Here is a 12,097-nt window from a genome sequence, read left to right on the forward strand (position 1 = left end):
GAGGCCCGGGTGCTTCGCCTCCTGGTGGGCCCGGGGGCCGCCCTGGAGCGGTTCCGGTGCTGGTGGGACTGGTTGGCGCACCCTTGGGGCGGCGGCTCCTGCGAAGCCCTGATGGGCGGCACCTGGGCGTCCTCGATCGGCGGTACGCGTGTAACCCTGACCGGCTCCGCCGGAGAGTCCTCGGTTGGTGGTGCCTGAATCCCTGATGGGCGGAGCCCAGGCGTACTTGGTCGGTGGCGTCTGCGTAGCCTTGACCGGTTTCACCTGTGAGTTCTCGGTCGACCTCACCCGCGAAGCCCTGACCGGCGTGGCCAGTGAGTCCTTGGTCGGTGGCGGCTGCGTAGCTCTGACCGGTTTCACCTGCGAGTTCTCGGTAGGTGGCGCCTGCGAAGCTCTGGGCGGCTTCGCTAGTGAGTCTTCGGTCGGTGGCGCCTGCGAAGCTCTGACCGGTTTCACCTGCGAGTTCTCGGTCGACGCCACCCGCGAAGCCCTGACAGGCGTGGCCAGTGAGCCTTGGCTGGCGGCTCCTGCGAAGCCCTGACCGGCGTCGCCAGCGAGTCCTCGATCGACACCACCCGCGAAATCCTGGCTGTCCCACCTGTGAATCCCCGACCGGCTTCGCCCGCGCGCCCGCTCCGGCTCGGCCCGCGCCTGCCTGTCCAGCTGCGCCCCACGCACCCCTTCCCGGCTCCGCCCCACGCCTCCTCCGGAGCGCGGCCTCGACGTACAGCCATGCCTGCCACCTGCCCTGCTCCGCCGCCTCCTAGGCGGCCTGCGCGGCGGCGAAGGCATGCTGGTGCTCTCCAGCGCACCGCCCCTGGGACCCGCCCGGGCACGCTCTCGTGCACTGTCCTCGCGGCTGTTCCGACACCCGCCCGGGCAGGCTCTCGTGCGCCGTCCCCGGGGTTGTCCCCGCACCCGGCCACGCCCCGTCCCCGCGGTCGTCTCGGCACCCCGCCGTGCACGGCCCCCGGGCCGGCCCCAGCACCCCACCATGCCCCGCCCCCGGTACCACCCCCAGCCCCCGACCACGCCTCACCCCCGGTACCGCCCCAGCACATCCCGTCACCATCCTCGGAACCCTCCGTACACCCCTCGCCCCCCTTGGCGACCCCCGCCAGGTCTCCGCCAGCCCCCACCTGGCCCCTCACCAGAACCCCTCCGAACCTCTCATCAGGCCCACCCCGACCCCTCCGACAGCCCCCCACCCACCCCCGTCGATCCACAACCCACCTCCCTTCGACAGTCACCCCCCTCCGACGCCAACTCCCCACCCGGTAGGCGCATTTAGGCCCCGCCCCAAATAAACATCGGCCACCCGCCGATGTTCGACCCGCCGACCCCACCCGCCTCACCTGCGACATCAACCCCCTTGCCCGGGGCGCGAGTCGACTCGCGCCCCGACCCCGCGCAGCCCGCTCACAGAAAATTCCTGTCCGAATCATTGACGCACTCCGAGCCCCTCCGTAACTTGTGCCAGCAAGCGCTTACTTGAAACGATTCACGCAGGCGCCAACGACGTCGCGGGGAGGGCCCGACTGTGCCTAAGAACGGGAATGTTGAGAGACGGACGATCCTGAAGGTGGCCGGAGCCTCGGCGGCCGCGCTGGGGCTCGCGGCGACGACCGGGTGCGGTGGCGACAGCGGGGCCGGGGACGGGAATGTGACGCTCCGTTATGCGTGGTGGGGCGGCGAACCGCGCACCATCGCCATCAAGAAGACGATCGCGCTCTTCGAGAAGAAGTACCCGAAGATTAAGATCAAGCCCGAATTCACCGACTACGAAGCATTCTGGGAGAAGTTCCAGACCCAGGCCTCCGGCGGTAATCCCCCGGACGTTTTCCAGAATGCGGTCGGTTTCCTGCGCAAGTACGACAAGCGCGGTGTTCTGATGGATCTCAAGACGCAGGCGGACGCCGGGAATCTGAGCCTGGAGGACTTCCGCAACGGAGTTCTGGCGAACGGTCAGGTCGACGGAAAGCAGATCGGCATACCCGTCGGCGCCAACACCATGGCACTCGTCATCGACACCAAGGCCTTCGAGAAGGCGGGCGTGGAGGCGAAGTTCGGCTGGACCTGGGACGACTACTTCGCCGCGCTGCAGACCATCCAGGACAAGCTGAAGATCGCCGGTGACACCGGCTACTTCTCCATCATGTACCTCTACGACCTCTATCTGCGCCAGAACGGCAAAGCCTTCTTCACCGACTCCGACCTCGGCTTCACCGAGGACGATCTGACGCAGTGGTGGGCGGACGGCTACAAGCGCGTGAAGTCCGGACTAGTCGCCGACCCCAAGAAGATCGAGCAGGTCAAGCCCAAGTCCGGCCTGTCCGCGGGGCTCGCCGCGTCCGAATTCACCTGGGACAACTTCTCCATCCGCTATGAGGGCGAGGGAGAGTCCGACTACGGGCTCGCGCCGATCCCCACCACGGACGGCAAGGACACCGGCCAGTACCTCGGTTCGCTGATGCTCAGCGGCTTCTCCGGGACCAAGCACCCCAAGGAGGTCGCCCAGTTCATCGACTTCATGGTCCACGACCCCGAGGTCGGCAAGATCATGGGCTACGACCGAGGCATCCTCGCCACCACCGAGCAGTACGCCGCCTTCAAGCCGACCGACCCCAACAACAAGGGCGTCGCGGCCTACGAGGACGAGGTCGCCAAGGCCGGCGTCCTCGGGAAGATCACCCCGCACCCCTCCGGCGCGGACGTCATCGAGGCGGCCTTCCTGCGTATCGGCGGTGAGATCGCCCAGGGCAAGACCAAGCCGGCCGACGGTGCGAAAGCGCTGTTCAGCGAGGCCAAGGCCGCGTTCGCGGGCTGAGGGGACGTACGACCATGACGCTCGTCAAGGAAGCGCCCGTGCGCCCGGCCGGGAAGCGGTCCGCCGCTCCCGCCCCCGGGCGGCGCGGGCGGCGCCGCGAGAACCTCGCCGGCTATCTCTTCATGTCGCCGTGGATCGCGGGTTTCCTGCTGCTCACGGCAGGACCGATGATCGCCTCGCTGTACTACGCGTTCACCAGCTACAACCTCTTCACACCGCCCCAGTGGGTCGGGCTGGACAACTTCACGACGATGTTCCAGGACCCGCGCTGGCAGAAGTCGGTCGAGGTCACCCTGAAGTACGTCGTCGTGGCCACCCCGCTGAAGCTGCTCCTAGCGCTCGGCGTGGCGCTGCTGCTCGCGCAGAAGCGGCGCGGACAGGCCCTGTACCGGGCCGCCTTCTACATGCCGTCGCTCATCGGCGCCAGCGTCTCCGTGGGCTTCGTATGGCGGGCGCTGTTCTCCGACGACGCCGTCGTCGACCGTACGCAGAAGGTCTTCGGGCTCGACGTCGGCGGCTGGATCGGCAACCCGGACTATGTCCTGTACGCCCTGGTGGCGCTGAGCATCTGGCAGTTCGGTGCGCCGATGGTCATCTTCCTGGCGGGGCTGAAGCAGGTGCCGCGGGAACTCTACGAGGCCGCCGAGGTGGACGGAGCCGGTCCCTTCCGGCGGTTCTGGAACATCACGCTGCCGATGATCTCCCCGGTGCTGTTCTTCAACGTGCTGCTGGAGTCCATCCACGCGTTCCAGGTGTTCGGCTCCGCCTACGTCGTCTCCGACACCCGGTGCGGGCCCGCCGACGCCACCCTCGTCTACACCTGTTACCTCTACCAGAAGGGCTTCAAGGAGGCCCAGATGGGCTTCGCCTCCGCGATGGCCTGGACGCTGGTGATCGCGGTGGCGCTCGTCACGGCGGTCCTGTTCTGGTCGCAGAAGAAGTGGGTGCACTACGAGGAGGCCGCCAAGTGACCACTGCCACCACACCCGTTGTGCCCACCACGAACGACCGGAAGCGCATCGGATCCCTCGCCTGGCACGTGGGCGCGCTTGTCGTGCTCGCGGTCGTCCTCTACCCGGTGGTCTGGGTGCTCGGCGCCTCGTTCAAGCCGAGCAAGGACATCATCGCCAGCCTCGACCTGCTGCCCACCAAGCCGGTCTGGGCGAACTTCTCCGGCCTCGCCGACGGCATCTCGGGCATCTCCATCACCAGCTTCTTCACCAACTCGCTGATGTACGCGGGCCTGGCCGTCGTCGGTGTGGTGATCTCCAGCTCGCTGACCGCGTACGCCTTCGCCAAGATCCGCTTCGCCGGGCGGAACCTGCTGTTCACACTGATGATCGGCACCCTGCTGCTGCCGTACCACGTGCTGCTCATCCCGCAGTACGTGCTGTTCCGCAACCTCGGCTACATCGACACGCTCGTGCCGCTCGTCGCGGGCAAGTTCCTGGCCACGGAGGCGTTCTTCGTCTTCCTGATGGTGCAGTTCATGCGCGGGCTGCCGCGCGAGCTGGACGAGGCCGCCAAACTTGACGGCTGCGGACACCTGAGGACCTACTGGTCCATCGTGCTGCCGCTGAGCCGCCCCGCCATCATCACCAGTGCCATCTTCACCTTCATCAACGCCTGGAACGACTTCATGGGGCCGTTGATCTACCTCAACACCCCCTCCAAGTACACCGTTTCGCTCGGCCTGATGATGTTCCGCGACCAGGAGGGCATCTCCAACTACGGCAGCATGATCGCCATGTCGCTGGTGGCGCTGGTGCCGGTCGTCGCCTTCTTCATGGCCTTCCAGCGCTATCTCATCGACGGTATGGCGACGTCCGGACTGAAGTGAGCAGTCCGGACCGACGTATGCAGAAAGGCTGAGTCGGTCACCATGGCGGAAGCACGTGTGAAGGCCCGCTCCCGGCGCAGGGAGTCCATGTTCGGCGAGCGCTTCGCGGTCTTCGCCGAGTGTCTGCTCACCGGGGTGTGGATCGCCGTGGCCTCGCTCGGGGTCGTCACCTACCCCGCCGCCTTCGCCGCCGGCGCACGGCATCTACGGCGTCGTACGGCCCACGAGGCCGGTGGTTGGCGGGAGTTCGTCGCGGACTTCCGGGCGGCCGTGCGCGGCGGGTGGATCGTCGGGCTCGTCGGCTGGGTGGCGGCCGCCGCGGTCTGGGTGGACGTCCTGGCGGCACGGGCCGGGATTCCCGGCGGGCCGTTCGTCGGGGCCGTCGGCATCTTCGCGCTGATCGGCGCTGCCGTGGCCCTGCTGCGGGCGGCTGCCGTCTGGACGCCGGGTGCCTCCTGGTGGGCGCTGCTCGCGGACGCCGGTCGCCGGACCGTGCGCGATCCCGCCGGGTCCTTCCTGGTCGTCTGCGGACTGGCCGTCGTGGCGCTGTCCGCGGGGTTCCTGCCGCCGCTGGCGGTTCCCGTCCTCGGGGCCGTCGCGGCGGCGGCCGTCGCCGTGGAGGAGCGGTACCGGCGCCGCTGACGGGCGGTGCCCTCGTACAAGGTCGGCGCCCTGGGCGACGTACCTCTCTCTGTCATGCCCCTGACTACTCCCTGTACTTGCAAGGCCCCCGCACCCGCACGGAAAGGAAAGGCTGGTCTCCCATGTCTCCCATCCCTCGCAGGTCCCTCCTCAAGGCCGCCGCAGTCGCCGGAGCCGCCGCCCAGTTCAGCTGGGCCCTGGGGGCGAAGGACGCGCAGGCCGCACCCAGAGCCGCCGAGGCCGCCACCGACCCCGTGACCCTGGACTGGCTGGAGGACGGCGGCCTCGGTGCCGCCCCCGGCTCCACCGTCGGCGTGCCCTGGCCCAAGGGCACCTACGACGCGGACCAGACCTTCGCGCTCACCGACGCCGACGGCAAGGCCGTACCCGTACAGTCCTGGCCGCTCGCCTACTGGCCCGACGGCACCCTCAAGTGGACCGCGCACGCAGTGAGTTCGGGCGGCGCCGGGCAACTGACCCTCGCCGCCGGAGCCCCCGAGGCCCCCACCGCCAAGGTCACCGTCGACAAACGCGGCGGGACCATCGACATATCGACCGGAGTCATCACCGCCCGCATCGGCAAGTCCGGCTCCACGCTGGTGAAGTCGGTGACACGCGGCTCCACCGAGATCGCGAAGAACGGGCGGCTCGTCCTCATCCGCCAGCCCGAGATCGAGGACGAGGACCAGGGCGCCACCAAGTTCGAGCGCTTCGAGAGCGCCATCAGCGAGGTCGAGGTCGAACAGGACGGTCCCGTAAGGGCAGTTGTCCGCATCGACGGCAAGCACCGCAAGGGCAGCCGCAGTTGGCTCCCGTTCTCGATCCGCCTGTACTTCTACGCGGGCGCCGACTCCTTCCGCATGGTCCACACGATCACGTACGACGGCACACAGGAACCCGGCAAGGCCAGCGGCGACTTCATCCGCGGCCTCGGGGTTCGCTTCACCGTGCCGATGCGGGACGCCTCGTACGACCGCCACATCCGGATCGGCGGCGACGGCACCGGACTGCTCCGCGAGGCGGTCAAGGGCATCACCGGACAGCGGCGCGACCCCGGAGCGGCCGTACAGGCGGCCCAGTTCGAGGGGGAGAAGCTGCCCGACCCGTCGACCTGGGACCAGCGGGTGACGACCAGGTTGCAGTACATCCCCGAGTGGGGCGACTACACCCTCTCCCAGCTCTCCGCCGACGGCTTCACTCTCCGCAAGCGCACCAAGAAGGGGTACGGCTGGATCGGCGCCGGCGGCGGCAAGCGGGCCTCCGGGTTCGGCTATGTCGGCGGCGCGAGCGGCGGATTCTCCTTCGGGCTACGGGACTTCTGGGAGAAGCACCCCGCCCAGCTCGACATCCGCGACGCCCACACCGACGAGGCCGAGGTCACCCTCTGGCTCTGGTCGCCCGAGGCCCAGCCCATGGACCTGCGCTTCTACCACGACGGCATGGGCCAGGACACGTACGCCAAGCAGCTCGAAGGCCTCAACATCACCTACGAGGACTACGAACCCGGCTTCGGCACCCCGTACGGCATCGCCCGCACCTCCGAACTCCTCTTCTGGGCCAACGAGTCGACGCCGTCACCGGCGGTACTGGCCCAACAGGTCGAGGCCGTAAGGGTGTTGCCCCAACTCGCGGCCCAGCCCAGGCAACTGATCAAGGCTCAGGTCTTCGGCCCGGGGCTGTACTCCGAGCCCGACCGCTCGACACCCGCCAAGGCCAAGATCGAGGACCACCTCGACTTCCTCTTCACCTACTACAAGGACCAGGTGGAGCAACGCCGTTGGTACGGCTTCTGGGACTACGGCGACATCATGCACTCGTACGACACCGCCAGACACCAGTGGCGGTACGACGTCGGCGGCTACGCCTGGGACAACTCCGAACTCTCGCCCGACCTCTGGCTCTGGTTCGCCTACCTCCGCTCCGGCCGCGCCGACATCTTCCGCTTCGCCGAGGCGATGACCCGTCATACGGGCGAAGTCGACGTCTACCACCTCGGCCAGTGGGCCGGTCTCGGCACCCGGCACGGCGTCCAGCACTACGCCGACAGCGCCAAGCAGCAGCGCATCGCCAACACCACCTACCGCCGCTACTACTACTTCCTCACCGGCGACGAACGCGTCGGCGACCTCATGCACGCCAACGTCGACAGCGACGAGACCTTCCTCGCCCTCGACCCGCTGCGCAAGATCCGCACCGAGCCCTACACCCCCGACCGGCACGCCCTGTCGATCGGCTTCGGCACGGACTGGAGCGGGCTCGTCTCCGCCTGGCTCACCGAGTGGGAGCGCAAGGGCCCCAAGTGGGAGAAGGCCAAGGCGCGGGTGCTCTCGACCATGGAGACGATCGCCGCCCAGCCCAACGGCTTCGTGCAGGGCAGCGGGCTGTACGACCTCGACACGGGGAAGTTCGCGGTCGCCGCGTCGCCCGTGGTCGGCGTCTCGCACCTCTCCGCCGTCTTCGGGCTCAACGAGTTGTGCGCCGAGCTGATCGATCTCGTCGACATGCCGGCATTCAACGAGGCCTACTTCGACTACTGCCGCTACTTCAACGCCACCAAGGCCGAGCAAGCGGCGCGGTACGGCTCCAACTTCGGGACGCTGCTGTTGTTCCAGGGACACTCGCGGCTCGACGCGTACGCGGCTGTGCGGACGGGGGACGCGAAGCTTGCCGCTCGCGCGTGGGAGAAGTTCTACAACTCCGACGGGTACAAGGAGTCGGCGCCTTGGAAGACGGAGGAGTTGAGCGGTCCGGTGACGCTTGTGCCGGGCAGGGAGGCCGCCTGGGTGTCCACGAATGACACCGCGTTGTACGGGCTTGCCGCTATCGAGAACCTGGCGCTGCTCGGGGACAGGATGCCGTAGCAGGTTCGTGGGGAGCTGCGGGTCCGTTGTGGCTGGTCGCGCAGTTCCCCGCGCCCCTATGTGGGGTCAGTGGAGGTTGCCCAAGAAATCCCGCATTTTTCGGGCGTCCCTGAGGCGTTGTTCGTACGTCGCTCCCAGGGCCAGGAGGAGCAGGCCGGCCAGGGCGGGCGGCACCCAGCGGGGGAGGGCGTCCGCCGCCTGGATCAGGTAGGGGGCGAGTTCGTGCAGCGCGTCCAGGGTCAGGACCGTTCCGCCCAGGACGAGCGGTGCCTGGAGGCTGTGCCCGCCGCCCAGCAGCGTGATCGACAGCGCTGCCATGCCCAGCAGCAGGGGGCGTGTCCAGTGGGCGTCGCCCCAGGCCGCGACGAGGCTCGGCAGGAGGGTGGCGGCGAGCCCGGGGCCGTACGCCGTCCAGGACGAGGTCCGAGGATCGCGGCGTCTGCGCAGGTGGCCGACGAGCAGCGCCGGGACGGTCACCGGGACGGTGTACGCCTCGGGCGTCCCGACGTCCCAGGCGGCGAGGCGGACCCAGGTGGCCAGGACGAACAGCACCGCGGCCGCGTAGCCGACGGAGTGGCGGTCCGGGCGGATCGCCGTGCCCGCGGTGATCACTCCGCACAGCGCGAGGACCAGGGCGAGCAGGGGCAGGTCCGTGACCGCGAGTCCGATCGCGAGCACAGCCGCGGCCGCTCCGGTCACCTCGACGGGCACGGTGGCCGGGGAACCCGCTCGTGGCGCGAGCAGGGCCGCGGCCACGGGCACCGCCAGGACGAGCAGGGCGCTGTACGCGGGCTGCCAGCCCAGGGCCGCGCCGACCGCACAGGCCAGCGCAGCGGCGTACGCGAGCGCGGCCGGAGCAGTGAAGGGCGCGAGCCGGGACTGCCACGAGGCCGATGCGAACAGCGCGACCAGGGCGGCGAGCACGGTGAGGGTCGCCGCCTGGGTGGCGAGGGAGAGGAACGCGAGACTCAGGGACGTGACCAGAGCGAGCGCGAGCGCTGTGAACCGGGGCGCGGTCTCCCGTAGGAACGCCGCTGCCGCGACGACCGCGACCGTCGTGGACCCCTGGATCAACAGGCCGACGGAGTAGGGGAGTTCGAGCACCGCCGGAAGCACGAGGGCCGTGCCCCAGGCCAGGCCCAGCGCGCCGGCCAGAGCCCTGGGGCGCCAGACCTCGCCCCGTACCACCAGGACGAGCACGGCTCCCACGGCCGCCAGGACGCCCGGAACCGCCGCCGCGTGCGGGGGCCAGGGCGCGTCGACCGTCAGCGCGGCACGGGAGTCCGGCGGCGCGGCGGTCCACGCCCGCGAGATCCAGCCGACCGGTGCCAGCAGCACCAGACCCACGACGGGCAGCGCCCACAGCACGGCCAGCGCCTGTACGGCTCCCGAGGCCCAAACCGTCCCGCGTCGCACCGCGTCCGGCAGCCGACTGACCCTGACCGCCGCCAGCAGAGCCACTCCGCAAGCCAGATGGGCCGGAACCGTCCACAGTTCCGGCAGTACCGAGCGCGCCAGACCGCCGAGTGCGGCGACCGTGAGCAGCCCGGAGGCGATCGCCAGGCCGAAGGCGTGCTTCTCGCCAGCCCCCTGCCACGCGGCGACCAGCGCGATCGCCGTGGCAAGGAGGAGAAGCGCCGCCGCACGGGCGGCGGCGCCCGGACCGGAGGCCGTCCAGGACAGCCAGCCGGCCGTCAGTACGCCCGAGGAGCCCAGACCGTACGCGCCGACCGCGCCGACGAAGCGTACGGACTTTGCGGTCACCCGGAGCGTCACAGCCGTGTCGAACGCGGCCGTCGCCAGGAGTGCGGCCGTGACGACGTACGAGCTCGCGTCCGACTCCATCGCCCAGAAGAACAGCGGGAGTTGGGCCGCGACCAGCGCGCAGGGCACGGGCAGCCGCAGCTCAGTCGTACGCGGCAGCAGGCCGTACGCCGTCCAGAGCGCCGCCAGCAGCGCCGACGCGACCGCCGTGTATCCGGCGCCGCCCGTCCCGGTGAAGGCGACCTGCCACAACGCGTACGCGTCCAGCACCGTCAGGGCAAGACCCAGGCCCGCCACCGACTCGGCCGTCGAACGCAGCCCGCGCTTCAGCAGGAACACGGGCGCGCCGAGCGTGGCCAAGGTGACCGCGCCGAGCACCAGGGCCCGCCCGGCGATCCCCAGGTGCCCCCAGCTGACCAGCGTGAACACCGCCGCCGCGATGGTGAGCAGCACACCGCCGAGCAGCAGGAGAAGATTCTGCACGCCGGACGCGCCGGTCTCCGGGCGGGGCCGGGCGGCGGCGGCCGGGGCCGGGGCCGGCCTCGGCGGCTGGAGCGCGGCGACCAGCCAGGCCCGGCGGGCCAGCAACTGGGCCCGGCGGGCGTCGAGTTGCCACAGCTCCGAGTCGAGGAGCCGCAACTCCTCGGCCGGGGGCGGGATGTTCGTCATGCCCTGAAGTGTGGGCTGGGTCACGTCGTACGGCATGAGCGTGCGTACTCAGAACGTACTCAGATCCCGCCCGACGGGCCGTGGGGCGGGCACACTCGCCCCATGGACTGGAGCCATTACCGCTTCCACACCCGCTGGACCCTCACCGCGCCACTCGCCACGGTGTACGACGCCCTGGCGCAGGCCGAGGACTACCCCCGCTGGTGGCCACAGGTACGCGAGGTCGACCGCATCGACGACACCAGCGGAATCATCCGCATCCGCTCCCTGCTGCCGTACGACCTGACTTTCACCGCCCGCGAGGTACGCCGCGACCCGGCCGCCGGAATCCTGGAGATCGCCATGACCGGCGACCTCGACGGCTGGGCCCGCTGGACACTCACCACGGCTGGCTCCGGCACCCTCGCCCGCTACGACCAGGAAGTCGACGTCACCAAGCCGCTGATGCGCCTCCTCGCTGTACCGGGACGGCCTCTCTTCCGCGCGAACCACGCCCTGATGATGCGCGCGGGTCGGCGCGGACTGGCCGCCCACCTCCGGGCGGCCTGACCCAAGCGGTTTGAACCAAGCCCGTCCGGACCTGTATTGTTCAGTCCGTTCCCGGGCGATTAGCTCAGTGGGAGAGCGCTTCGTTCACACCGAAGAGGTCACTGGTTCGAACCCAGTATCGCCCACCGGGAAGAGGCCGGTCCGTCGTTGATGGACCGGCCTTTTTTGTGTGTACGGTCATGCCGCCGCAGGCATCTCCGGACGCAGCGGCCACGCCGGATCCACCGCCTCCGGCGAACCGCTCTTCGCGAACCACGCCTGCAGGCCCCGCGCCTGCGCCGCGTGCCACACCGCCTGGAGCGTGTGCAGTTCGGCGGGGGACAGGCGCTCCAGCCGGGTCGCGAAACGGCGCCCCACCGCCCGTACGACCTCCAGCGAGGCCATCGCGTCCGCCGCCGCGTCATGGGCGCCCTCCAGCGTGACGCCGTAGTGCGCGCACAGGTCCGTCAGGGTGCGGCGGCCCTTGCGGTAGCGGTCCAGGTGTTTGTCCAGGACCCGGGGGTCCAGCACCACCAGCGGGGCCGACTCGAACCAGTGGTCGAGCGACGAGGCGCGATGGCGGCGCAACTCCCGGTCCAGCATGGTCAGATCGAAGGGCGCGTTCATGATGACCAGCGGCCGGCCGGCCGCCGCCTGCTCGGCCAGCGCCCGGGCTATCTCCTCCATCACGGGGGACGGCCAGCGGCCGTTGCGCTGCAGATGTTCGTCCGTCAGCCCATGCACCGCCGTCGCCGAAGCGGGCACCGGCACACCCGGGTTGATCAGCCAGCGGCTGATCCGCGGTCGGATGGCCGGACTTTCCTGGACCACGACGGAAGCCGACACGATCCGGTCGGTCTCGACGTCCACACCCGTGGTCTCCGTGTCGAACGCGGCCAAGGGGCCCTCGTACCAGCACGTCATACCTATGCAACTCCTCGTTCACCCACGGCAGCTGACGTACCG

10 protein-coding genes and 1 tRNA gene are annotated in these 12,097 nt (G+C 69.7%); 9 read left to right on the top strand and 2 right to left on the bottom strand.

Going from position 1 to position 12,097, the window contains the following annotated elements; translation table 11 throughout:
* The first annotated feature begins 9 nt into the window (after window positions 1-9).
* From ACFYXF_RS45770 to ACFYXF_RS45800, 7 genes are all read left to right on the top strand, one after another.
* Window positions 10-198, top strand: a complete 189-nt coding sequence (locus tag ACFYXF_RS45770) for a hypothetical protein (protein ID WP_389359152.1) — start codon at window positions 10-12, stop codon at window positions 196-198.
* Window positions 185-541, top strand: coding sequence for a hypothetical protein (locus tag ACFYXF_RS45775; RefSeq protein ID WP_389359154.1), 357 nt, complete (start codon window positions 185-187; stop codon window positions 539-541). Before ACFYXF_RS45770 ends, ACFYXF_RS45775 begins: the two co-directional genes overlap by 14 nt.
* 999 nt (window positions 542-1,540) lie before the next feature.
* Complete coding sequence (locus ACFYXF_RS45780; RefSeq protein WP_389359156.1) at window positions 1,541-2,827, top strand: ABC transporter substrate-binding protein; 1,287 nt, start codon at window positions 1,541-1,543, stop codon at window positions 2,825-2,827.
* Between the two features lie 14 nt (window positions 2,828-2,841).
* A complete protein-coding gene (locus ACFYXF_RS45785) occupies window positions 2,842-3,798 on the top strand; it encodes a carbohydrate ABC transporter permease (RefSeq protein ID WP_389359158.1) in 957 nt (318 codons plus the stop codon).
* On the top strand, window positions 3,795-4,667 hold the full coding sequence (locus tag ACFYXF_RS45790) for a carbohydrate ABC transporter permease (protein ID WP_389359160.1): 873 nt from the start codon (window positions 3,795-3,797) through the stop codon (window positions 4,665-4,667). The genes ACFYXF_RS45785 and ACFYXF_RS45790 overlap by 4 nt, the downstream gene beginning before the upstream one ends.
* Before the next feature lie 42 nt (window positions 4,668-4,709).
* Window positions 4,710-5,309 carry a hypothetical protein gene (locus ACFYXF_RS45795; protein WP_389359162.1) on the top strand — a complete coding sequence of 200 codons (600 nt, stop codon included), beginning with the start codon at window positions 4,710-4,712 and terminating at the stop codon, window positions 5,307-5,309.
* A gap of 122 nt (window positions 5,310-5,431) precedes the next feature.
* Window positions 5,432-8,170 (top strand): Tat pathway signal sequence domain protein, encoded by a 2,739-nt coding sequence (locus ACFYXF_RS45800; RefSeq protein ID WP_389359164.1) that lies wholly within the window; start codon window positions 5,432-5,434, stop codon window positions 8,168-8,170.
* A gap of 66 nt (window positions 8,171-8,236) precedes the next feature.
* Here the strand turns inward: ACFYXF_RS45800 and ACFYXF_RS45805 are convergent, their stop codons facing one another.
* Entirely contained in the window at window positions 8,237-10,639 is a 2,403-nt protein-coding gene (locus ACFYXF_RS45805) for an SCO7613 C-terminal domain-containing membrane protein (RefSeq protein ID WP_389359166.1), read from the bottom strand.
* Window positions 10,640-10,705: 66 nt separating this feature from the next.
* Between ACFYXF_RS45805 and ACFYXF_RS45810 the strand changes: the two genes are divergently transcribed.
* Both ACFYXF_RS45810 and ACFYXF_RS45815 read left to right on the top strand, forming a co-directional pair.
* Entirely contained in the window at window positions 10,706-11,152 is a 447-nt protein-coding gene (locus ACFYXF_RS45810; protein WP_389359168.1) for an SRPBCC family protein, read from the top strand.
* A 53-nt stretch (window positions 11,153-11,205) separates the two neighbouring features.
* Window positions 11,206-11,277: transfer RNA gene (locus ACFYXF_RS45815), tRNA-Val, on the top strand.
* Between the two features lie 52 nt (window positions 11,278-11,329).
* On the opposite strand, the gene ACFYXF_RS45820 is transcribed toward ACFYXF_RS45815, so the two are convergent.
* A complete protein-coding gene (locus ACFYXF_RS45820; protein WP_389359170.1) occupies window positions 11,330-12,055 on the bottom strand; it encodes a 3'-5' exonuclease in 726 nt (241 codons plus the stop codon).
* Window positions 12,056-12,097 lie beyond the last annotated feature (42 nt).

It is taken from the genome of Streptomyces sp. NPDC002680 (assembly GCF_042889145.1).
Lineage (GTDB): Bacteria > Actinomycetota > Actinomycetes > Streptomycetales > Streptomycetaceae > Streptomyces > Streptomyces adonidis.